The sequence below is a fragment of the Allorhizobium borbori genome (assembly GCF_014196535.1).
Classification (GTDB): Bacteria; Pseudomonadota; Alphaproteobacteria; order Rhizobiales; family Rhizobiaceae; genus Ectorhizobium; species Ectorhizobium borbori.
In genome coordinates this window covers 14696-35361 of the sequence record NZ_JACIDU010000026.1, presented here as the reverse complement: position 1 = coordinate 35361, position 20666 = coordinate 14696, and the positions used below count along the sequence as shown (strand labels likewise).

Below are 20666 nucleotides of genomic sequence, written 5' to 3'. Positions count from 1 at the left end.
TCATCGACATCTTCACATTCGCCAACTCAACGCCGCTGCCATCCGTCTTCACACGGATCTTAACGTTGTAGTCAACAACCCGCTTAACGGGCACGAGAATCTTCATAAGGCTTCCTCCTTCAGCGAGCGTCCAGCAATGTTCGGCCGCCCGATGACAAGCTAAGATCGGTCGGCGGACATGGATACGCATTTTTCCCCCGATTACAATCTCTCCCGGACCGAGGGGGCTATTTCCTGTAGGTTTGTTTTCCGTTTACGTCAACGTCATTCAAGCGGTGCGGACGAATTCAGCCTGTGCGGTCGCCCCAGGGGCCGCGTTCGCTCACGGCTGCGGGAGCCGGAATGACGGCGTTCGGCGTGACGATGGCGCGGTCGAAAAGCGGCACGCCCTTGCGTCGCAGGACGAGCACCAGAAGGCTGCCGGCGAGAATGCCACCGACATGCGCGCCCCATGAAACGCCGCCTTCCGTATCGATCACCAGCATGAAGAACTGCTGGCCGATCCACAGTATCAGCGGAATCCACGCTGGCAGGGGCAACGGCAGGCGGAAGAAGACGAGAACCCAGACACGAACCTTGGGGTGAAGCAGGACATAGGCCGCGACAACGCCGGAGACGGCGCCCGATGCACCAATCAGCGGGCCTGCCGATGTCGGCATGACCAGTCCGTGGGTCAGCGCGCCGGCGGCAGCGCAGGCAAGGTAGAACAGCAGGAAACGGACATGGCCCATGGCATCTTCGACATTATCGCCGAAGACCCACAGGAACAGCATGTTGGAGGCCAGATGCAGCCAGTCCGTATGCAGGAAGGCGTAGGTGAGGAAGGTCGCATCCGGCGGCACGAGAACCAGCGAGGGTTCGAGCATCGCGTAATCGAAGACGACGGCGGGGATGAAGCCAAGGCCGGTGGCGGCGCGCATGGCCGCCTGTTCACCGACCAGCGGCCCCGTGACCAGCCAGACGAGGACGTTGAGCACGATCAGGGTGATCGTCACATATTGCGCCTTGATGTGCTTCAGTCCGTTGCGGTCATGCAGGGGAATGAACATGGCGCGTCCTGCTTCTGTGAGAGGAGAGGGCTGGTTCAGCGGTTCTTGCCGGGTACCCAGAGAATATCCGCCTTGCCACCATCATTGGTGTGGCGGGCGGCGACGAAGAGGAAATCCGACAGGCGGTTGATATATTCGACCGCCGCGCGGCTGACGGTCTCGCCCTCCCGCTTCGACAGTTCGACCATATGGCGTTCGGCCCGCCGCGCGACGGTGCGGGCGAGATGCAGCCAGGCGGCTGCCGGTGAACCGCCCGGCAGAATGAACGAGCGCAGCGGATCGAGCGTCGCGTTCAGCGCATCGATTTCCTGCTCGATACGCTGGACCTGCTTGTCGATGATGCGCAGCGGTTCGTATTCCAGCGGTTCGCCGGTATCAGGCGCGGCAAGATCGGCACCGAGATCGAAAAGGTCATTCTGGATGCGGGCCAGCATGGCATCGAGATCGGGCTGGTCGGCGGTGTGGAGACGGGCAAGACCGATCACCGAATTGGTTTCGTCCACCGTGCCATAGGCCTCGACCCGCAAGTCGGATTTCAGGCGGCGCGGGCCGGACACCAGGCCGGTCGTACCGTCATCGCCGGTGCGGGTGTAGATCTTGTTCAGCTTGACCACGATGGTTCCTCCGGTCTGTTATTCGACGCGTCCCATCAGCCGGTAGAACAGCGTGGCCGGCAGAAGCCGTTTCAGCAGCATGCCCTGTTTGGCGGGGACGGTCACGGGATAATGGGGCTTCGGCTTTCGTGCCGTCAATGCGTGTTTCAACACATCATAGACGGCTTCCGGACCGAGCTTGAAGCGGTTGATCGCGCCCTTTGCCTCAAGGCGGGCGAGCTGGCGCTTGTAGTCTTCGGCGTGCACGGAGTTTTCAAGATCGATCGTGCCCTTGAGGTGGGCAAGTGCATTGGCGGTGAAGCGCGAGGTGATCGGGCCGGGTTCGATGAGGCTGACATGGATGCCGCTGCCTTCCAGCTCCATGCGCAACGTCACCGTCAGCCCCTCCAGCGCGAATTTCGAGGCAGCATAGGCACCGCGATAGCGGTAGGAGATGAGGCCGAGAATGGAGGAGCATTGCACGATGCGGCCATGACCCTGACGGCGCATGTGGGGAATGAGCTGCCGTGTCAGTTCGTGCACGCCGAAGAGATTGGTCTCGAACTGGGCGCGAAGCGCCGCTGTCGGCAGGTCTTCCACCGCGCCCACCTGCCCGTAGGCGCCGTTGTTGAACACCGCATCGATGCGCCCGCCGGTGCGCGAGGCGATTTCGGCCACGGCAGCGGAAATGGTGGCTTCGTCGGTGTAATCGAGAATGAGGGCTTCGAGCCCGTCGGCCTCGAGGGGGGCGAGGTCTTCCGGTTTGCGTACGGTGGCGAAGACCCGCCAGCCATCGGCCTTCAGCGCGCGGGCGCAATGGGCGCCGATGCCGGACGATGTGCCAGTGATGATGATGACGGGACGCTCTGCCATGGAATCAATCCTTTGTGAGGTTTGGCCGATGTTCCATATTCTCCCGGGCGAGACAATGGCGGGGGAGAGCAGGTTTTCGTTGCATCGCGGCGGCGAATAGGGTTTTTGATCGGCGTGACGAACGGAGAGCCGATGCCGACCCTGATCCGAATGCTCTACAAGGTGCTGTTCGATGCGGTCTACCATTTTACCCTGGACGATGGCTGGGCAATGGCAAGCCATGTCGCATTGTCCACGCTGCTTGCGGTTTTCCCGTTTCTGATCTTCGCCACCACGCTGGCCGGTTTTCTGGGCGCGGAACAGTTCGCCGAAACGGCGGTGCATCTGATCTTCGACACCTGGCCGGAGGCGATTGCCGAGCCGCTGGCCGCGCAGGTGCAGCAGGTTCTGACCATTCCGCGCGGCGGGCTTCTGACGGTTTCCGTGCTGGCCGCCTTCTATTTCGCCTCGAACGGGGTGGAGGCGCTGCGGGTTTCGCTGAACCGCGCCTATCGCGTCACCGAAATGCGGTACTGGTATCACACCCGCCTGACCAGCCTTGGTTACGTGTTGGCAGCCTCCATCATCTTCGCGGCGGTCAGCACCGTGCTGGTGGCCGTGCCGGTCGCCATCGGCATCATCGGCGAGCGATTGCCCTGGCTGACGGAAATCCTGACGACGGTGTCGGACTGGAGCGTCTATTTCACCGTTCTGATCCTCATTGTCGGCCTTTTCATCGTCCACCTCTTCCTGCCGGCAGGGCATCGCCGGCTTTTGGATGTGGTGCCCGGCATCATCCTGACGCTGGTGGCGTGGCTCGTCGGCGGTATCGTCTTCGCGTTCTATCTTTCGAAGTTCGCCAATTACACAGCCACCTATGCCGGTCTTGCCTCGGTGATGATCGTGCTGGTCTTTCTTTACATGGTGGGTGTGATCTTCATGATCGGCGCCGAGTTCAACGCCGCGCTGATGAAATACCGGGTGCGCTACACGCTGACCCATGGTGGACCGTTCAGTCCGGACCGTCGCATCCGGCGGCGGCCACCTTCAACACCCGATCAGGGCCCGGATATCTGAGGGGCTGGCTCCCTCCTCGCGCAGAAGCCCGAGCGCGGTCGATCCCTCGCTTTTGGAGAGTTTGCGCCCATCCGCTCCAAGGATCAGCCGGTGGTGGTGATAGAGCGGTTCCGGCAGGCCGAGCAGGAATTGCAGGAGCCGGTGCAGATCGGTGGCGGCGAAGAGGTCGAGCCCGCGCACGACGTGGGTGACGCCCTGTACGGCATCGTCTACCACCACGGAGAGATGATAGCTTGACGGTGCATCCGAGCGTGACAGAACGGCGTCGCCCCAGCGGGCGGGATCGGTAACAATGACCCCGGTCTTGCCATCGCCGGTTTCGGTGAAGGTGAGCGCAACGGCAAGACGTGCGGAGGCGGCTTCCATGTCGAGCCGGAAAGCATGGCGATGGCCATCCGCGATGAGTGTCCGGCGCTCACTGTCCGGGCGGGCCTTGTCGAGCGGCGGGTAGAGCGGCGCGCCATCCGGATCGCAGGGCCACGCTTTGCCATGCTCGGCCTCCCACGCTTTCACCCAGGCCTTGACCGCGCCGCGCGTCATGAAGGACGGATAGACGAGGCCCTGCGCGATGAGGCTGTCGAGGGCGGCATGGTAGGCATCGAAATGCTCGGACTGGCGGCGCACCGGTTCTTCCCAGGAGAGGCCGAGCCAGTGGAGGTCATCATAAATCGCCTGTTCCAGCGCCGGCGTGCAGCGGGTCTGGTCGATGTCTTCGATGCGCAGCAGGAAGCGGCCATCCGATGCCTTCGCCCTGTCGAAATTCAGGCAGGCCGAGAGTGCATGACCGAGATGCAGCCGGCCATTGGGGCTTGGGGCAAAACGGGAGACGGGTCTTTGACAGGAGGAAGCGGCCATGGTCTTTTCCTCTCCGATTTCGAGGGGGACCGCAATGGCGATCATTCGTGGCGAGGAGGATATTCGCGAAGGGCTGGCGGCACTTCTCGCCGCCGATCCCGCACTTGTCGCTATTGCGGAAGCAGCCGGGCCGGTGCCGCTCAGGTTATCCGAACCGGGTTTTGCCGGGCTTGCTCATGTCATCGTCTCGCAGCTCATTTCGCGCGCCGCCGCGCAGGCCATCTGGGCGCGGATGGAAGCGGAAGGGCCGGTGACGGCCGCAGCCTTTTGCCGGCTCGATGACGAGGGTACGAAGCGGTTCGGCTTGTCGCGGGCCAAGGCCGCAACGCTCAAGCGGGTGGCTGAGGCGGTGGAGGCGGGTGATCTCGACCTTGCTGCCCTGTGCGAGGATGAGGCGGCGCAGGCCATGCGGCGGTTGACGGCGCTTTCCGGCATCGGTCCCTGGACGGCGGAAATCTACCTGATGTTCGCGGCCGGTCATCCCGACCTCTTTCCGGCGGGAGACGTGGCGCTGCGCAAGGCCGTGGCGCACGGGCTCGATTTGCCAGAGGTGCCGGAGATCAAGGCGCTCTACCGCCTTTCGGAACGGTGGGCGCCGTGGCGCTCGGTGGCTGCCCGGCTCTTCTGGGCCTACTACGCCCGGCACATGGGACGGGACGTGCTGCCGGCGGTCTGACGCAGGACGCAAGAAGTTTTGTCGCAGACGCGAAAGCGGGGCTTCACAATCCTGTCACGGCGGGCCTAATATATGAGGGCAGATGCCGAATCGCTCAGGAGAATAGCTTGACGATTGCAGTCTCTCCCCAGGCCTTGCCGGCGCTCGTTCTGAACGCAGACTACAGGCCGCTCAGTTATTATCCCTTATCGCTCTGGTCCTGGCAGGACGCGATCAAGGCGGTTTTCCTCGACCGTGTGAACATCATCGCCGAATACGATCACGCGGTCTCTTCGCCCAGCTTTTCCATGCGCCTGCCGAGCGTGGTCTGCCTCAAGACCTATGTGAAGCCGGCGCGCAATCCGGCCTTTACCCGTTTCAACGTGTTCCTGCGCGACAAGTTCGAATGCCAGTATTGCGGCTGTGATGACGACCTGACCTTTGATCACGTCATTCCGCGCGCCCATGGCGGGCAGACAACCTGGGAAAATGTTGTGGCAGCCTGCGCGCCGTGTAATCTGCGCAAGGGGTCCAAGCTGCCGAAGGAGGCTGGCATGGTGCCGCGCCAGACCCCTTATGCGCCGACGGTGCAGGACCTGCACAACAATGGCCGGCTTTTCCCGCCGAACCATCTGCATGAAAGCTGGCTCGACTATCTCTACTGGGACAGCGAGTTGCAGCCCTGATCCTGAAGCGTGTGCCGCGATCTTTCAGATGCAGCCGGCACGCTTCAGGCCGTCTTGCGGGCGCCGAAGAAGGCGATGGCCGCAAGGACGAGGCTGGCGATGACGTTCCAGCCGGCAAAGGAAAGGCCGAGCACGCGCAGCGACGCTTCCGAGCAGGATGGTGGCTTCAGGCGGTTGAGATCGCCGAGAAGATCGTTGGCATTCATGGTTACGGCGTTGACGCTGGTAGAGCAGCCCGCCGGCCCGGCCCAGAACTGCCACTCGACACCGGCGTGATAGACGCCGAGACCGGCGCTGACCAGCATGATCAATCCGAGGATGACGAAGAGACCGCGGCTTGCCCAGGCCGGCGCCCCGAAGCGGGAAGCCGCGATCGTCAGGATGCCGACAGGCACGGCGATGTAAAAGGGAATGCGCTGGATGAGGCAGAGCGCGCAGGGGATATAGCCGCCGATATGTTCGAAACCGAGCGCGGAGCCGACCGTTCCTGCAAAGCCGAGGGTGAGAAGCGTTGCGAGGCCCGTGCGGGAGAAAAGGCATTCGCGCGAAAGCAGCATGGCGTGGTCCTGTCTTGTGTGGAACGCTGCGCGCATCGGGGGAGGAGTGATGCAGCGGCTGGCGTTGCCGCTTCTCATACGCCCGACGCGCCGTTCAGTAAATGACCCCGGCTGTTGCGCCCCCTTCGGCGGCATCAAATATTGCGTGAATGCCGTTCCATGGAAAAAACCGGTTGACCGCCTGCCCTTGCTTCTTATATTCGCGCTTCTCAAGGTCTTCGGGCCTTTGCCCCATTGGCGGAATTGGTAGACGCGCTCGACTCAAAATCGAGTTCCGCAAGGAGTGCTGGTTCGACCCCGGCATGGGGCACCATTTTTCATTTGTGCGATGCCGCCTGCCAACCCACCGTGCGCTTGATGATGTGCATGGCGTATGTCGCGAGCCGTCCACGCCTCGTTCAGGCTGTCTTCAGGAAGAACTGGTCTGGTGCCCGATGCATCGATCGGGTATCCGCCGTGAATTGATGGCTGTTGTGCCGCCCGGCGTCTTTGGCTATGGCATCTGGATGGTTTCGCTTGCTGCCGTTAGGATTTGATATGTTCCGTCAGCTTTACAACTGGGTTATGTCGCTTGCCGCCCGCAAGTCTGCCGAAGTCTGGCTCGCAGTGATTGCCTTTGTCGAAAGTTCGGTCTTTCTCATTCCGGCGGATGTGCTGTTCGTTCCCATGGCGCTCAGCAAGCCAGAAAGGGCCTATCGTTATGCGCTGATCGCGACGGTGGCGTCCGTACTCGGGGGTATTGCCGGCTGGGCGCTCGGCTATTTCGCCTATGAGACCGTCGCCAAGCCGATCCTGTCCTTCTACGGCAAGCTTGATGCCTTCGAGCATATGAAGTCCTATGTCGATGATCGCTGGATCCTGATCCTGCTCATGACCTCTGGCCTTGCACATCTGCCGCCGATCAAGATCGTGACGATCCTCTCCGGTGTCGTGCATATGAGCCTGCCGTTGTTCATCCTGTCGGCGGTGATTGCCCGCGGCGCACGCTTCTACGTCCTCGCCTTCCTGATTGCGAAGTATGGCGAACCGATCCGCGAGTTCATCGAGCGGCGTCTCAGCCAGCTTTTTGCAGCGGTTGCAGTGGTTGCTGTGGGAGCCTATGTCGGGCTGAAGCTGGTCGTTCTCCACTGATCCCTGTCGGGATCATCCGCGTCCCGCCATCGACAGGATCTTGTCGCGCAGTGCGCGCGCCATGTTGCGCGTGTTGCGATAGAGGTGGAGTTGCGATGTCGCCTGGCGCACGTCGCGGTCGCTGTTCTGGCTGAGACCGATCAGGATCGTGCCCATTTCCGAACGTTCCTCCCACATGCGGCTCATGATCGGATGGTCCGGCGCGGCGCAGGAATCGGTGCGCTCGATGTTGGCATCATCGAGGTGCCATTCCGTCAGCCGCGCTACGAGAAGCTTGCCCGGTGAATAGTGGGCAAAGGTTTCGTCGTAGGCCGTTTTCCACGTATAGGCCTCACCGGAGGTGATGAAGACGATCAGCGAGGCGATGGCCTGCCCGTCGAGATCGAGCGTATGGATACGCACGGCGTCCACTTCAGCGAGGTTGGTGATCGCCTCGCGCACGAAGGCGGCGTGAAAGCGGTCCATGACCATGGCGCTGCGCTTGCGACCCTTCCAGCCGCTTGCCTCGAGTGCCAGGAACTCCTCCATACGCAGGCGCACGTCTTCCGGCTGGCGGGCGACGTGGTAGGTCAGTTCACCCTTGGCCGACAGCTTGTTCCACTGGCGGCGCATTTCACGCAGATGGTTCGATGAAATGCTCTTGCGCAGATAGGCTTCGCCATCAAGGAAGCTTTCCAGCATGGGGCGCTGCGCATTGCCCGTCACGGCCACCGGCAGGTTGCGGCCCATGGCGACAGCGCGGATCATCTGCGCGAAGGGGCCGTTCAGGCGAAGGTCCGGCAGGACGAGGACACCCGGCAGGCTCGCCTTGGGATTTGCAAGCGCGGTCAGGAGATTGTCGATGGTTTCGGCGGCACCTTCCGCATCGACCAGCGGTGTGCCGAGCGGCGCGAAGGGGTTGGCCCAGGCACGAATGATCGAGGGGCCGACGGAAAAGCCCGGCTTTTCCACGGAAAAGGGCATCAGGAGACGCATGCGGCTGCGGTTGACGCTATCGTCACTGATGAGCGCAACGCGGATCTGGCGATCATCCAGGCGAGGCATGGCAGGGGCGAGGAAACGCGCGACAAAGAAGATGTTCGGCTCCATGGCGCGATGCGACAGGAAATCGAGTTCCTCTTGCAGATCGTAGCCGGAACGGGCGGGGTAGACGCTGAAGTGTCGCCCTTCGCGCCCCACGGCAAAGGTGCGTTCCGCTTCGGGGCGCTCCATCACGCTGCCGCTCAGCGCGCCGACCATGCGGTTGGCGTTGGAATTCATGCTCTCATTGTAGACGGGTGTGTGCGTCATGGTGAAGAGGCCTTTGCGGGAACGGGAACGGGCTGTGGGCTGGCGAAGGCAAACAGGGCAATCCCGAGGGTTCTTCGGACAGTGATGTGCAGAAGCACGGCCTCGATGCCCGTGGCGATCGCGGAGGCTAGTGCTGCTCCGACCAGTCCGAAGAGGGGAATGCACAGGATGTTGAGAATGACATTCGCCGTGAGGATACCGGCGTAAAGCGTGGCGCAGAGCTTCTGCTTGCCTGCCATGGTCAACAGGACCTCACCCGGCCCGACCATGGCTTTCATCATGATGCCGGCGAAGAGGATGGCCATGAGCGGATAACCCGCCGTGAAGGCCGATCCGAACAGCGACAGCAGAAAATCGCCAAGGATGAGAACACCGCAACCGACCGTGAGCGACGGCCAGAAGGTCCATCGCGTCGTCTTTGCGGCGAAGGTTGCGAGCGCCGGCGTGTCCCGCGCGGCAATGAGGGACGAAAAGCGCGGGCCTGCGGCGGCTTTCACGGAGAAGAAGACGAACTGAACCAGCGCAATCGTCTTGGCAGCGGCGAAATAGATGCCGACTTGATCCGGCGGCATGTAGAAACCGACGATCACGACATCGGCGTTGGTCAGCATGAAGCCGAAGCCTTCGATCAGGAAGATCGGCAATGCGACGCGAAACCAGGCCGGGAAGTCGATTTTCAGCGGGCCGGTCTGATAACGTTTGCGCATCCGCCAGGTTATGCCGATGAACTGGCCAAGCGTGGTGACATAGGTGGCGGCAAGCGCTGACTGCATGGCCGTCGTCGCTGTCTTCGGTTGCCCCATCAGGACGGCGCCGACCATGAAGACGAGAATGAGTGTCGGGCGGATGATATAGGTCTGGCTGAAGGCCGAGATAGCCCAACTGTTTGCGCGCGCCGTGCCGTCCAGCACGTCGCCGAGTGCGATCATCGGCAGTGCGACGAAGCCCAGCACCGCCGGCGCGAGATAGAAGGGTTCGATCCGGTCGCCGAGCAGGTGCAGCCCGGCGAAGCCCAGCGCGGCGAGCGTGGTGGCGGAGGCGATGGCGAAAACCCTGGCGGTGAAGGCAAGGCCGCGGATTTCCCCATGGGCGTCCAGCACCCGGTATTCCGGCAGGAAGCGGATGACGGCGGAATGGAAGCCGAGGCAGGATAGATTGCCGACCATGATCATCATCATCCAGATGAACACGAAGATACCGTATTCGAACTCGCCCATGAGGCGGGCCTGAACGATCTGGGAGATGAAGGCGATGCCGGCGCTTGCGACGCGAATGGCGAAAGCAATCAGCGCCATGCGCTGGGCATGGGCGGTTTCGTCGCCCGCGCGGAGGGCTTCGGCAAAACGCCGACCCGTAGGCAAGACCTTATCCGCTGCTTCCCAAATGCCCATGGTGTGAACGCAATACTTTCCCGTGAGGTGTGAAAGACTGCGTTCAGTCTTGCCAGAACAGAATTAACGAAGTGTGCAGCCAGTCTCTACGGCACGGTGGTTGCGCCGGCGGGGCGGGATACCGTTGAACAGGAACAGGGCCAACGAACTGCGGCGGATCAGGCGGTGAAAGCCATAGGACAGAAGCGCGGTGAGGGTTGCGATCACGGTAAATTCGATCACCGGCGGCCAGGAGACGAGCAGGAAGGTCGTGGCCAGCGCATAGATGATCGGATGGTGCACCAGATAGATGGTGAACGAGGCATCGACGATGCGGTCGATCCTTGCGTCTGGGCGGTTCCAGTGGTGATGAGCATGGCCGATCAACAGACGGCTGATCAGGAGGGCTGCGGCGCCGGTCGCGAAGGCGTTGACGAGTTCGAGGATCTCGATGCCGCGATAATGGGTGAAGGAGGCAATCGAGGCCGCCAGAAAAGCCGCTGCCGGTATGATCCAGCCGTTCGGCATGCGAAAGGCATGGCGAACCGCGGGTTCCCGACGCAGAAGCACACCGATGATGAAATAGGGCAGGTAGCGCAGATAGGGATCAAGACCCCGCGCGGCGGCGGCCGGCAGGCCGGGGCCAAGCCGGTTGAACTCGATGAAGGCGGCGCGGAGCGTGAGTTCCCAGACCATCAGCAGGGCTATGGCGACAAGGAAGAGAACGTCGCGGCGGATTTCAAGCCATCGCCGCAAACGGCTCACGACCGGGGTCATGACGGGATGGGAGGCGGTTATGAATGCGACGGCCAGCATGGTGCAATAGACCATCAGCGTCGGCAGGAACCACAGATGCATGATCCAGTCCGGGCCGGGATGGGTGAGTTCGTTGCGTGCCTCTCCGAGCGCGACTTCAAGTGTCGTGCGGCCGCTCAAGGCATCGGCAATGTGCATCAGTTCGATCTGCGGAGGAATGAGCAGGATCAGGCCGGTGATAAAGGGCACGCCGAGCCGTATATAGCGGTTCGCCAGCCAGGCGCCCACCGGTTTGCGGTCGAGCACCATGATGGCGAAGTAGCCTGCGACAATGAAGAAGGCCGGCATGCGGAAGGTGACGAGAAGTCCGCTGAGATAGGTCAGAAGGGCACTGGTTTCGGGTGAGTGAATGTCCCAGGGCACATTGGCATTGTAGGCCATGCTTGCATGGTAGGGAATCCCCAGCACCATCAACAATGCCCGCAACATGTCCCAGTCATGTTCGCGTCTTGGTGGTGTTGTCATGCCTCGCCCCTAATAAAACAAGAAAACCGGGTCGCGATGAACCGGTTTTCTATACTCAGGGTAGTTTTGAGCTCAAAGACTTAAAAAAGCTTCAAGCTTCCAGAACGCCGTGGCAGTGCTTGTACTTCTTGCCCGAACCGCAGGGGCAGGCTTCGTTGCGGCCTATGCGGCCCCAGGTCGAAGGATCGGCCGGGTTACGGTTTTCGGGGGCGATGTAGCCGGGCTGCTGGAGATCGGCAACCTCGGTAAAATCGTCCTCGCCGGTCGAGGCGTTGAGATGGTGGGCTTCCATCGGCGGCATGTCAGGTTGCTGCGCCGGTTCCTGAACCAGTTCGACGCGCATGAGCTGGGCCGTGGCGGCTTCGCGCAGGTTGGCGAGCAGGGCCTGGAACAGTTCGAAGGCTTCGGACTTGTATTCCTGCAGCGGATCGCGCTGGGCATAACCCCGGAAGCCGACGACCGAACGCAGGTGGTCGAGATTGACGATGTGTTCGCGCCACAGGTGATCGAGCACCTGCAGGACGACCGACTTCTCGACATAAGTCATCAGTTCCGGCCCGAACCGGGCGGCCTTGTCGGCCATGTGCGCTTCGGCAATGCCGTTCAGACGCTTGAGGATTTCTTCCTCGGCAATGCCTTCTTCCTTCGCCCAATCCTCGATGGGCAGGTCAAAGGCCAGGATGCGCTGGACATCCGCCTTGAGGCCGGCCACGTCCCACTGTTCCGCGTAGGCGGTTTCGGGGATGTGCTTGCCGACGATGGCCTCGATCACTTCCTGGCGCATGTCGGCCACGGTTTCGGTGATGTTTTCGGCGTCCATCAATTCGATGCGCTGCTCGAAGATCACCTTGCGCTGGTCGTTCAGCACGTCGTCGTATTTCAGAAGGTTCTTGCGGATGTCGAAGTTGCGGGCCTCGACCTTCTTCTGGGCGCGTTCCAGCGCCTTGTTGATCCATGGATGCACGATGGCTTCGCCATCCTTCAGGCCGAGCTTCTGGAGCATGGAGTCCATGCGCTCGGAGCCGAAGATACGCATCAGGTCGTCCTGAAGCGACAGGTAGAATTTGGAGCGACCGGGGTCGCCCTGACGACCGGAGCGGCCACGAAGCTGGTTGTCGATGCGGCGGCTTTCGTGGCGTTCGGTGGCGATCACATAGAGGCCGCCGGCAGCCAGCGCCTCTTCCTTCAGCTTCTTGATCTCCTCGCGGATCGCCGCTTCCTTCGCCGCGCGCTCGTCTGCATCCTCGACGCCTTCCAGCTCACGCTCGAGACGCATCTCGACGTTGCCGCCGAGCTGAATGTCGGTGCCGCGACCGGCCATGTTCGTGGCGATGGTGATTGCACCCGGCACGCCGGCCTGGGCGACGATATAGGCTTCCTGCTCGTGGTAGCGGGCGTTCAGGACCTGGAAATCGTTGAAACCGGAATTGCGCAGCATGGTGGCCAGCAGTTCCGACTTTTCGATGGAGGTGGTGCCGACCAGCACCGGCTGGCGCTTCTTGTGGGCATCCATGATCTCGGCGATGATCGCCGTGAACTTCTCATCGACCGTGCGATAGACCTCGTCATCTTCGTCGATACGCTGGATCGGCAGGTTGGTCGGTACTTCGACCACATCGAGGCCGTAGATATTGCCGAACTCTTCCGCTTCGGTCGAAGCCGTGCCGGTCATGCCGCCCAGCTTGTCGTACATGCGGAAATAGTTCTGGAAGGTGATGGAGGCCAGCGTCTGGTTTTCCGGCTGGATCTGCACCTTTTCCTTGGCTTCGAGCGCCTGATGCTGGCCTTCCGAATAGCGGCGGCCCGGCATCATGCGGCCGGTGAACTCGTCGATGATGACGACTTCGTTGTTGCGGACGATGTAGTCCTTGTCGCGCTGGAACAGCTTGTGGGCCTTCAGCGCGTTGTTGAGGTGGTGAACGATGGAGACGTTCTCGACATCGTAGAGCGATTCACCCTTCAGCATGCCGGCGTCGCGCAGCAGGTTCTCGAGTTTCTCGGTGCCTGCTTCGGAGAAGATGGCGGTGCGCTGCTTTTCATCGATCTCGTAATCTTCCGGGGTCAGCGCCGGAATGAGAGCGTCGATGGTGTTGTAAAGGTCGGAGCGGTCGTCCAGCGGACCGGAGATGATGAGCGGCGTGCGCGCTTCGTCGATGAGGATCGAATCCACTTCGTCGACGATGGCGAAGAAATGGCCGCGCTGCACCATCTGGGCGCGGTCGAACTTCATGTTGTCGCGCAGATAGTCGAAGCCAAGCTCGTTGTTGGTGGCGTAGGTGATGTCACAGGCATAGGCCGCCCGGCGTTCGTCGTCGTCGAGGCCGTGAACGATGACGCCGGTGGTGAGGCCGAGGAAGCTGTAGAGCTTGCTCATGGTGGCGGCGTCGCGGCTGGCGAGGTAGTCGTTCACCGTCACGACATGCACGCCCTTGCCGGCGAGCGCGTTGAGGTAAACCGGAAGCGTGGCGACGAGGGTCTTGCCTTCGCCGGTCTTCATTTCGGCAATGGCGCGCTCGTGCAGAATCATGCCGCCGATGAGCTGGACATCGAAGGGGCGCATGCCCAGAACGCGGCGCGAGGCTTCGCGGGCCACGGCGAAGGCCGGGATGAGGATATCATCGAGGGTCTTGCCGGCGGCAAGCTGTTCGCGAAACTCGACGGTCTTGGCCGCCAGTTGCGCGTCGGAAAGCGCCTTCATCTGTTCTTCGAGCGCGCTGATCGCGGCAACGCGCGGGCGATGCCCCTTGATGCGGCGATCGTTCGAGGAGCCGAACAACTTGCGGGCAATGCCGCCAAGGCTGACCATCGTCATGGTCCTTTCTGAAGTATCTTCCGGACCGGGTGACTTCGCTGCTCTTCCCGAGCGGGGCGTTTTTCACCGGCTTTGCCCGGAAACTGTTCTGGACGCGGGGTTGCGTGACAGATAAGAGGGGGGCCGAGTGATGTCAACGGGACAGGCTGCTTCGAAAAGGCCACATTCCCGGACTTATAGCCTTGTGTCTGGCATTTTCGGACGGAAAACCGCTTCGCACTTTCCCTCGAAATGCTCTAAGCACGGTTCGCGCCGGTAACTCCAGCCACCCGGCGTTCATCTTAAAGAGGGTTACGTAATGTTCGCCTACAAGAAATTCGCTGCGGTCGCCGTCGTTACGCTGGCCGGCCTTACTGTTCAGGCGCACGCCGCGGATGCGGTTGTCGCCAAGATCGGCGACATGGAGATACTCCAGTCCGAGCTTGATCTCGCCGTCTCCAATCTCGACCCGCAACTTGCCCAGCTTCCCGACGATCAGAAGAAGATCGCCGCGCTGTCTTCGGCGATCGACGTCAAGCTGTTCGTCGCCAAGGCGAAGGCAGAAAAGCTCGACCAGACCGAGGACTACAAGGCGCGCATGAAGTACCTCGCCGACCGCGAGCTTCACAACGCCTATTTCCGCAAGAACATCGTGGACAAGGTGACGCCGGAAGAGGTGAAGGCCCGCTACGACAAGGAACTCGCCGACCTGCCGAAGCAGGAAGAGGTCCATGCCCGTCACATTCTGGTTGCGACCGAGGATGAGGCGAAGGCCGTGATCGAAGCGCTCGACAAGGGCGGTGACTTCGCTGCGCTCGCCAAGGAAAAGTCCTCCGACAGCAACAAGGACGAGGGCGGCGATCTCGGCTTCTTCGCCCGCGGCCGCATGGTTCCGGAATTCGAAGAGGCAGCTTTCGCACTGGCACCCGGCTCCTACACCAAGACCCCGGTGAAGACCCAGTTCGGCTATCACGTCATCAAGGTCGATGAAAAGCGTGACGTCGCTCCGCCGACGCTTGAGGAAGTCGAGCCGCAGGTTCGCCAGCTTGTCATGCGCGAGAAGTATCTTGCCGAACTCGAAGCCGCCAAGAAGGGCGTCAAGGTGGAAATCACCGACGAAGCCCTGCGCAAGGGCTATGAGGAAGTGAACAAGCAGTAATTCCGTCGCGCCGCCCGTTTTGACGGGCGGCGCGCATCACTCAACGCTCGACGTTCGTTACGATTTCAAGGCACGTCCATGTCCGCTTCCGTTTCCCCGCTCGCCCCGAAATCCTACCCGGCCATGCCCGCCATCGACGGCGTCCGCATGGCGACCGCCGCTGCCGGCATCAAGTACAAGAACCGTACCGATGTGCTGCTGATGGTGTTCGACCGTCCGGCTTCAGTCGCCGGCGTGTTCACGCGCTCGAAGTGCCCTTCGGCTCCGGTCGATTTCTGCCGCGCAAACCTTTCCCATGGCGTAGCCCGGGCGGTGGTGGTGAATTCCGGCAATGCCAATGCCTTTACCGGCCTGAAGGGCAAGGCCGCGACGGCGCTGACGGCGAAGTCGGCGGCGGAAGCCGTGGGCTGTGGCGAGAACGAGGTTTACCTCGCCTCGACCGGCGTGATCGGCGAGCCGCTCGACGCTACCAAGTTTGCCGGCGTTCTAGGCGCGATGCAGAAAGATGCGACCGGTGACTTCTGGACCGAAGCCGCCAAGGCAATCATGACGACCGACACCTATCCGAAGGTTGCGACGCGCACGGCCCAGATCGACGGCGTGAAGGTCACGATAAACGGCATCGCCAAGGGTGCAGGCATGATCGCGCCCGACATGGCGACCATGCTGTCCTTCGTCGTGACCGATGCCGCCATCGATCCGCAGGTGCTGCAGGTTCTGCTGGCTCAGGGCGTCGGCCCCACTTTCAACTCCGTGACGGTCGACAGCGATACGTCCACCTCCGATACGCTTCTGCTGTTTGCGACGGGCGCCGCCGCCGATCAGGGCCAGCGCAAGATCGAAACGCCGGACGATCCGCATCTCTCTGGCTTCCGTGCCGCGCTCAACGATCTGCTCAAGGACCTGGCGCTCCAGGTGGTTCGTGACGGAGAAGGCGCACGCAAGATGGTTGCCGTGACGATCACGGGCGCCGAGAGCGATCTTTCCGCCAAGCGCATCGCCCTTTCCGTTGCCAATTCGCCGCTGGTGAAAACCGCAGTTGCCGGCGAGGATGCCAATTGGGGTCGTGTCGTCATGGCTGTCGGCAAGGCCGGCGAACCGGCCGACCGCGACCGTCTGGCCATCTGGTTCGGCGATGTGCGCGTGGCCGTTCATGGCGAGCGTGATCCGGCCTATTCCGAGGAGGCGACGACCGCTGTCATGGAGCAGGAAGACATTGCCATCCGCGTCGATCTTGGCCTTGGCGAAGGTACGGCAACGGTGTGGACCTGCGATCTCACGAAGGAATATGTCGCGATCAACGGCGACTACCGGAGCTGAACGCGCATGCATATTGAGTCCTCGACCGGAACGCTTCCCCTCGTTCGCCGTCTGGAGGCCGTTGGCTTCCGTGCCTGGCCGGCGGCGTCGGCCCAGTATGACGGGAGCTGGCAAATCCGGCTGACCGGCGGTCATCCATCGAAGCGGCTCAACAGTGTTGTGCCTCTCGATCCTTCCGACACCGGCAATCTCGATATTCGTCTGGAGCGGGCTCGCCGCAAATTCGAAGCCTATGGCCGACCGCTGACAATTCGCGAGACGCCGCTGATGCCGCTGGAGCTTCGCGAGCATCTGGAGACAAGTGGCTGGTCCGTATTCGAAGAAGTGCTGGTGATGACCTGCAATCTCGAAAAGCTCGACCTGCCCGATACGATGGATCATCTGCCGGGCCACGACATCGGACGCTTCGTCGAAGCCTATATCAAAATCACCGAGGCGGATCCTGCATTGCGCGCGGCGCTTGCCGAAATCATCAGCTCGATCAAGCCGACCGTCGGCCTCTTCCTCAAGGAAGAGGTGGAGAACGACCCGCAGGCGGCGGTGATCTGCGTTCAGGACAACGATCTGGCCGGCATCATGTCGCTGGCCGTTGCCGCTGCGGGCAGACGCCAGGGGCATGGCGCGGAAATTCTGGCAGCCGCCCTTCGCTGGGCGCGGGTCCGGTCGGCGCGCACGGCGTGGCTTCAGGTCGTAGCCACCAATGCACCCGCTCTGGCGCTTTACGACCGTTTCGGCTTTACCGAGGCCTATCGCCACCGCTACTGGCGCAAGGGAGCCTGACATGAACGACGCCGCACCTGCCGCCGAACGCAAGATTCTTCTCGTCGCTGCCTGTGCACTGGTCGATACGGACGGGCGCATCCTTCTGGCGCAGCGCCCGGAGGGCAAAAACCTCGCCGGCCTCTGGGAATTTCCCGGCGGCAAGGTGGAAAAGGGAGAGACGCCTGAGGAAACGCTGGTTCGCGAGCTTGAAGAAGAGCTTGGCATCAAGACGAAGGTGCCCTGCCTTGCGCCGCTGACCTTCGCCAGCCATACCTACGAGACCTTCCACCTGCTGATGCCGCTCTATGTCTGCCGGCGTTTCGAGGGGATCGCGACCGGCATGGAAGGCCAGGCAATCAAGTGGGTGCGTCCGGCAAACCTGCGTGACTATCCGATGCCGCCGGCCGACGAGCCGCTTATTCCCTATCTTCTCGACCTTCTCTGAATTTATCCACAGCCCCGTTTCGCACGGGCTGTCTGCGTTAACAGTTGCTTTATTCCCTTCTGTCAAAGTTGCATCGAATTCAATGTGATTTACGTTGACGGGGTTGAAAATGGCAAATGAGGAGTTCTGGAATGAAGTCCGGACCCGACGCCGGATGTCTCACGCCTCCTACAAGACAGGAGCGCTCAATCTTGCGTTGCTGTTCGGTACGGCTGCGGTAGCGCTGACGCTCATCCTCACGCCTATACTCGCCAGCAAGCAGGATAGCCGCAGCCTGGCGCTGATCGCCGATGATTTCGATACGATCACGACGGGTTCCGTGCCTCCCAAGGAGCATGGAAAGTCCTATTCCATACGCCGCAGCGTTCTTCAGGAAACACCTGGTTCGGTCTGTATCGTGGAAGGATATGGCAACGGCGGTTGCTGAGCTGAGTTGCAGGGAATTGCCGTGACCGCTTTGACCGGTCGTTTTGACAACATGCCATCCAGCCTGGTTCTCAAGGGGTTCCCATGTTTATCGTTCGGCTTTGCCGTCAGTTTCTCATGTCTACGGATGGCGCGACCGCCATCGAATACGGTCTCATTGCAGCACTGATCGCCGTTGGCATCATCGCGGGCGCCGGCACCCTCGGCAACACCATTGGCGGCGTGTTCAATGGTGTCAGCAACGAGCTGAGCAACGCCACCAACTGATGACGCGGGTGTAGGCCCGTAAGGATTGAACAAAGCCAGCGCAGGGCAGATGTTCGCGCCGGCTTTGTTGTCAGTTCTTGCCTTCCGCTGCTTTCAGCGCATCCGAGAGGCGCATGCGGGCCGAGCCGGGTTTCAACGGCTTCTGCTGGCTTTCGTGGGGCGACCAGGCGGAGACGTAGAGAATCGAGAAAGTGGCGCGGATGCGACCGTCCGGGTCGGAGTGGCGTTCCGCATAAAGTTCGGCGGCCCTGAGGAAAAAGGCGCGGGTCAGGGGCTTGCGGCTGCGCCCGGCAAGTGGATTGGCCATGCCCATGGCGCGCAAATCCTTCATCAGGCCGAACAGCGTATCGTAGCGCACCGTGTAGTTTTCCATGTCGACCACGGGCAGGGCAAAGCCTGCCCGCTGGAGAAGCGCGCCGATATCGCGCACATCGGCGAAAGGGATGACACGGGGGCTTGCGCCGCCGGTCAGTTCGGCCTCCGTCTCCAGAAGGACCTCCCGCAATTCCTGCAACGTACCCGAGCCGGGAATGGCGGCCAGAAACAGCCCGTCAGGAACCAGTGCGCGGTTGATCTGGACGAACACGCCCGGCGTGTCGTTGGTAACATGCAGGTTGAGCGGGGAGACGACAAGATTGACCGAGCGGGGAGCAAGCGGCAGGGTTTCGAGCGGGGCCTCTGTCAGATCGCCCGTTGCGCCCGTGTCCTGCAACTCTATGCGCTGCATGGCGCCGACCTTGCCGGTGCCGAGGCAGGCGGCGGCGGTCGCCCCGGTGACGCCAAACAGTTCAACGCCCTTTTCGAAACTGCGTTCGACGACGGACAGGCGCTCCGCGATCTCTTGCGCGGCAAGGTCAATCAGGAAGGCGGCGCGCGGGTCGCCCGCCTTGAGGGCGCGGCGGCGGTTGGCGGCGACAAGTGCCTGATCGAAGAGAAGGTCCATGGATTTCCGCTCCCGAATGTTGGGACTTCGCAAAGGCGCCACACCTCGCTTATTGTCAAGATATGAGTGACGAGACCTCTGCATTTCCAAGGCCCGGTACGGCCCTTCGCACCCTGCTGCGGCGGTGGGTGGCTTCGGCTGTCGATCTCGTCTATCCGCCCCACTGTGCCGGTTGCGGCAGGGCGACGGCCCGCCATCAGGCACTTTGTCCGTCCTGCTGGGCTTCGATGCGGTTTATCGAGCGTCCCTATTGCGAGGCGCTGGGCATGCCGTTCAAGCGCGACGAGGGAGACGGGATGCTGAGCCCGGCCGCGCTTGCTCACCCGCCCGTCTTCGATCGGCTGCGGGCAGTGGCGTTGCATGAGGGCGTGGCGCGCAACCTCGTGCATGGCCTCAAATACCGTGACCGCACCGATCTGGCGCCGATGATGGCGGCGTGGATGCTCCGGGCCAGTGATGGTTATGCGCAAGCCTGCGACGCTATCGTGCCGGTTCCGCTGCACGCCCGACGCCTGCTGTCGCGGCGCTTCAACCAGTCGGCGGAACTGGCGCGGGCTCTGGCGAAGGCCGCCGGCAAGCCGCTTCTGGCGAGCGCGCTCCAGCGTATCAAGCCGACCCGGCGGCAGGTCGGCCTTTCGGCCCGCCGCCGGGCGGCGAATGTGCGCGGCGCTTTCCGGGTCAACAAGCGGTGTCTGGACGATGTGCGCGGCAAGCACATCCTGCTGATCGACGACGTGTATACGACGGGTGCGACCGTTTCTTCGGCTGCCCGGGCGCTGAAGCGGGCGGGTGCTGCGGAGGTCACGGTTTTGACCTTTGCAATGGCGCTTGGCGGTCCTATATGACAGATTGAACAAGGCCTGCGACCGCTGGCCGCAGGTGCGGAGAAGATGATGGTGTCGGTAACGATCTACACACGGGAATATTGCGGTTATTGCGCGCGCGCCAAGGCGTTGCTCGCCTCCAAGGGCGTCGATTTCGAGGAGAAGGACGCCACCTATTCCCCGGATCTGCGCAAGGAGATGATCGAACGCGCCAACGGCGGCTCGACCTTCCCGCAGATTTTCATCAACGGCAAGCATGTGGGCGGCTGCGACGATCTGCATGCGCTCGATCGTGCCGGAAAGCTCGATCCGCTTCTGGCTGAGGAGGCCTGA

Annotated in this window: 22 protein-coding genes, 1 tRNA gene and 1 pseudogene; 13 read left to right on the top strand and 11 right to left on the bottom strand. The window is 62.0% G+C overall.

Translation table 11 applies throughout. The features are described from left to right. The 4 genes and pseudogenes from GGQ66_RS21075 to GGQ66_RS21060 form a co-directional block, all read right to left on the bottom strand. A pseudogene (locus tag GGQ66_RS21075) lies at positions 1 to 106 on the bottom strand (electron transfer flavoprotein subunit beta/FixA family protein); the annotation flags it as partial. Positions 107 to 287: 181 nt separating this feature from the next. Further along, positions 288 to 1049: a rhomboid family intramembrane serine protease gene (locus tag GGQ66_RS21070; protein ID WP_183795372.1), complete on the bottom strand. Its 762-nt coding sequence runs from the start codon at positions 1047 to 1049 to the stop codon at positions 288 to 290. Positions 1050 to 1084: 35 nt separating this feature from the next. Beyond that, complete coding sequence (locus tag GGQ66_RS21065) at positions 1085 to 1663, bottom strand: cob(I)yrinic acid a,c-diamide adenosyltransferase (RefSeq protein ID WP_183795371.1); 579 nt, start codon at positions 1661 to 1663, stop codon at positions 1085 to 1087. Between the two features lie 18 nt (positions 1664 to 1681). Further along, on the bottom strand, positions 1682 to 2515 hold the full coding sequence (locus GGQ66_RS21060) for an SDR family oxidoreductase (RefSeq protein ID WP_183795370.1): 834 nt from the start codon (positions 2513 to 2515) through the stop codon (positions 1682 to 1684). Between the two features lie 132 nt (positions 2516 to 2647). Here GGQ66_RS21060 and GGQ66_RS21055 point away from each other — a divergent pair, with 132 nt between their 5' ends. Further along, complete coding sequence (locus GGQ66_RS21055) at positions 2648 to 3571, top strand: YihY/virulence factor BrkB family protein (RefSeq protein ID WP_183795369.1); 924 nt, start codon at positions 2648 to 2650, stop codon at positions 3569 to 3571. Here GGQ66_RS21055 and gluQRS read toward each other — a convergent pair. Next, positions 3542 to 4426: a tRNA glutamyl-Q(34) synthetase GluQRS gene (gluQRS, locus tag GGQ66_RS21050; RefSeq protein ID WP_183795368.1), complete on the bottom strand. Its 885-nt coding sequence runs from the start codon at positions 4424 to 4426 to the stop codon at positions 3542 to 3544. The two genes, GGQ66_RS21055 and gluQRS, sit on opposite strands and share 30 nt — an antisense overlap. Before the next feature lie 34 nt (positions 4427 to 4460). On the opposite strand from gluQRS, the gene GGQ66_RS21045 reads away from it, so the two are divergent. Together GGQ66_RS21045 and GGQ66_RS21040 are read left to right on the top strand one after the other, a co-directional pair. Further along, on the top strand, positions 4461 to 5102 hold the full coding sequence (locus tag GGQ66_RS21045) for a DNA-3-methyladenine glycosylase family protein (RefSeq protein WP_183795366.1): 642 nt from the start codon (positions 4461 to 4463) through the stop codon (positions 5100 to 5102). Positions 5103 to 5209: 107 nt separating this feature from the next. Beyond that, positions 5210 to 5767, top strand: coding sequence for an HNH endonuclease (locus GGQ66_RS21040; RefSeq protein WP_183795364.1), 558 nt, complete (start codon positions 5210 to 5212; stop codon positions 5765 to 5767). A gap of 44 nt (positions 5768 to 5811) precedes the next feature. Here the strand turns inward: GGQ66_RS21040 and GGQ66_RS21035 are convergent, their stop codons facing one another. Next, entirely contained in the window at positions 5812 to 6324 is a 513-nt protein-coding gene (locus tag GGQ66_RS21035) for a disulfide bond formation protein B (protein WP_183795362.1), read from the bottom strand. A 228-nt stretch (positions 6325 to 6552) separates the two neighbouring features. Between GGQ66_RS21035 and GGQ66_RS21030 the strand changes: the two genes are divergently transcribed. Continuing rightward, positions 6553 to 6637 (top strand) — tRNA-Leu (locus GGQ66_RS21030). Between the two features lie 224 nt (positions 6638 to 6861). After that, positions 6862 to 7455, top strand: a complete 594-nt coding sequence (locus GGQ66_RS21025) for a YqaA family protein (RefSeq protein WP_183795360.1) — start codon at positions 6862 to 6864, stop codon at positions 7453 to 7455. A gap of 12 nt (positions 7456 to 7467) precedes the next feature. Here GGQ66_RS21025 and GGQ66_RS21020 read toward each other — a convergent pair whose 3' ends face one another. The 4 genes from GGQ66_RS21020 to secA form a co-directional block, all read right to left on the bottom strand. Beyond that, positions 7468 to 8694 carry a GNAT family N-acetyltransferase gene (locus tag GGQ66_RS21020; RefSeq protein ID WP_370686402.1) on the bottom strand — a complete coding sequence of 409 codons (1227 nt, stop codon included), beginning with the start codon at positions 8692 to 8694 and terminating at the stop codon, positions 7468 to 7470. Between the two features lie 47 nt (positions 8695 to 8741). Next, positions 8742 to 10136, bottom strand: a complete 1395-nt coding sequence (locus GGQ66_RS21015) for a lipopolysaccharide biosynthesis protein (protein ID WP_183795355.1) — start codon at positions 10134 to 10136, stop codon at positions 8742 to 8744. A gap of 63 nt (positions 10137 to 10199) precedes the next feature. Then, positions 10200 to 11396: an acyltransferase family protein gene (locus tag GGQ66_RS21010; RefSeq protein WP_183795353.1), complete on the bottom strand. Its 1197-nt coding sequence runs from the start codon at positions 11394 to 11396 to the stop codon at positions 10200 to 10202. A gap of 91 nt (positions 11397 to 11487) precedes the next feature. Beyond that, the gene (gene secA / locus GGQ66_RS21005) at positions 11488 to 14202 is read right to left on the bottom strand and encodes a preprotein translocase subunit SecA (RefSeq protein ID WP_183795373.1); all 2715 of its coding nucleotides are present in this window, start codon (positions 14200 to 14202) and stop codon (positions 11488 to 11490) included. A 304-nt stretch (positions 14203 to 14506) separates the two neighbouring features. Between secA and GGQ66_RS21000 the strand changes: the two genes are divergently transcribed. The 6 genes from GGQ66_RS21000 (at position 14507) to GGQ66_RS20975 (ending at position 18566) form a co-directional block, all read left to right on the top strand. Then, entirely contained in the window at positions 14507 to 15346 is an 840-nt protein-coding gene (locus GGQ66_RS21000) for a peptidylprolyl isomerase (protein ID WP_183795351.1), read from the top strand. A gap of 78 nt (positions 15347 to 15424) precedes the next feature. Continuing rightward, positions 15425 to 16666, top strand: coding sequence for a bifunctional glutamate N-acetyltransferase/amino-acid acetyltransferase ArgJ (argJ, locus tag GGQ66_RS20995; protein ID WP_183795349.1), 1242 nt, complete (start codon positions 15425 to 15427; stop codon positions 16664 to 16666). A gap of 6 nt (positions 16667 to 16672) precedes the next feature. Continuing rightward, entirely contained in the window at positions 16673 to 17446 is a 774-nt protein-coding gene (locus GGQ66_RS20990) for a GNAT family N-acetyltransferase (protein ID WP_183795347.1), read from the top strand. Between the two features lies 1 nt (position 17447). Then, positions 17448 to 17873, top strand: coding sequence for an 8-oxo-dGTP diphosphatase MutT (mutT, locus tag GGQ66_RS20985; RefSeq protein ID WP_183795345.1), 426 nt, complete (start codon positions 17448 to 17450; stop codon positions 17871 to 17873). Between the two features lie 109 nt (positions 17874 to 17982). Continuing rightward, a complete protein-coding gene (locus GGQ66_RS20980; protein WP_183795343.1) occupies positions 17983 to 18300 on the top strand; it encodes a hypothetical protein in 318 nt (105 codons plus the stop codon). Positions 18301 to 18389: 89 nt separating this feature from the next. Then, positions 18390 to 18566, top strand: a complete 177-nt coding sequence (locus tag GGQ66_RS20975; RefSeq protein ID WP_370686401.1) for a Flp family type IVb pilin — start codon at positions 18390 to 18392, stop codon at positions 18564 to 18566. A 70-nt stretch (positions 18567 to 18636) separates the two neighbouring features. On the opposite strand, the gene GGQ66_RS20970 is transcribed toward GGQ66_RS20975, so the two are convergent. Beyond that, entirely contained in the window at positions 18637 to 19509 is an 873-nt protein-coding gene (locus tag GGQ66_RS20970) for a methyltransferase domain-containing protein (RefSeq protein ID WP_183795339.1), read from the bottom strand. Between the two features lie 62 nt (positions 19510 to 19571). On the opposite strand from GGQ66_RS20970, the gene GGQ66_RS20965 reads away from it, so the two are divergent. Both GGQ66_RS20965 and grxC read left to right on the top strand, forming a co-directional pair. Beyond that, entirely contained in the window at positions 19572 to 20354 is a 783-nt protein-coding gene (locus GGQ66_RS20965; protein WP_183795337.1) for a ComF family protein, read from the top strand. 48 nt (positions 20355 to 20402) lie between these two features. Continuing rightward, positions 20403 to 20666, top strand: a complete 264-nt coding sequence (gene grxC / locus GGQ66_RS20960) for a glutaredoxin 3 (protein ID WP_183795335.1) — start codon at positions 20403 to 20405, stop codon at positions 20664 to 20666.

Coding starts and splice junctions, on each gene's coding strand:
- GGQ66_RS20965 (WP_183795337.1), top strand. CDS start 19,572: ATGAGTGACGAGACCTCTGCATTTCCAAGGCCCGGTACGGCCCTTCGC.
- GGQ66_RS21055 (WP_183795369.1), top strand. CDS start 2,648: ATGCCGACCCTGATCCGAATGCTCTACAAGGTGCTGTTCGATGCGGTC.
- GGQ66_RS21020 (WP_370686402.1), bottom strand. CDS start 8,694: ATGGTCGGCGCGCTGAGCGGCAGCGTGATGGAGCGCCCCGAAGCGGAA.
- GGQ66_RS21025 (WP_183795360.1), top strand. CDS start 6,862: ATGTTCCGTCAGCTTTACAACTGGGTTATGTCGCTTGCCGCCCGCAAG.
- GGQ66_RS21035 (WP_183795362.1), bottom strand. CDS start 6,324: ATGCTGCTTTCGCGCGAATGCCTTTTCTCCCGCACGGGCCTCGCAACG.
- GGQ66_RS20990 (WP_183795347.1), top strand. CDS start 16,673: ATGCATATTGAGTCCTCGACCGGAACGCTTCCCCTCGTTCGCCGTCTG.
- GGQ66_RS21010 (WP_183795353.1), bottom strand. CDS start 11,396: ATGACAACACCACCAAGACGCGAACATGACTGGGACATGTTGCGGGCA.
- GGQ66_RS20970 (WP_183795339.1), bottom strand. CDS start 19,509: ATGGACCTTCTCTTCGATCAGGCACTTGTCGCCGCCAACCGCCGCCGC.
- GGQ66_RS21070 (WP_183795372.1), bottom strand. CDS start 1,049: ATGTTCATTCCCCTGCATGACCGCAACGGACTGAAGCACATCAAGGCG.
- mutT (WP_183795345.1), top strand. CDS start 17,448: ATGAACGACGCCGCACCTGCCGCCGAACGCAAGATTCTTCTCGTCGCT.
- grxC (WP_183795335.1), top strand. CDS start 20,403: ATGGTGTCGGTAACGATCTACACACGGGAATATTGCGGTTATTGCGCG.
- GGQ66_RS20980 (WP_183795343.1), top strand. CDS start 17,983: ATGGCAAATGAGGAGTTCTGGAATGAAGTCCGGACCCGACGCCGGATG.
- argJ (WP_183795349.1), top strand. CDS start 15,425: ATGTCCGCTTCCGTTTCCCCGCTCGCCCCGAAATCCTACCCGGCCATG.
- GGQ66_RS21060 (WP_183795370.1), bottom strand. CDS start 2,515: ATGGCAGAGCGTCCCGTCATCATCATCACTGGCACATCGTCCGGCATC.
- GGQ66_RS21045 (WP_183795366.1), top strand. CDS start 4,461: ATGGCGATCATTCGTGGCGAGGAGGATATTCGCGAAGGGCTGGCGGCA.
- gluQRS (WP_183795368.1), bottom strand. CDS start 4,426: ATGGCCGCTTCCTCCTGTCAAAGACCCGTCTCCCGTTTTGCCCCAAGC.
- secA (WP_183795373.1), bottom strand. CDS start 14,202: ATGGTCAGCCTTGGCGGCATTGCCCGCAAGTTGTTCGGCTCCTCGAAC.
- GGQ66_RS21000 (WP_183795351.1), top strand. CDS start 14,507: ATGTTCGCCTACAAGAAATTCGCTGCGGTCGCCGTCGTTACGCTGGCC.
- GGQ66_RS21015 (WP_183795355.1), bottom strand. CDS start 10,136: ATGGGCATTTGGGAAGCAGCGGATAAGGTCTTGCCTACGGGTCGGCGT.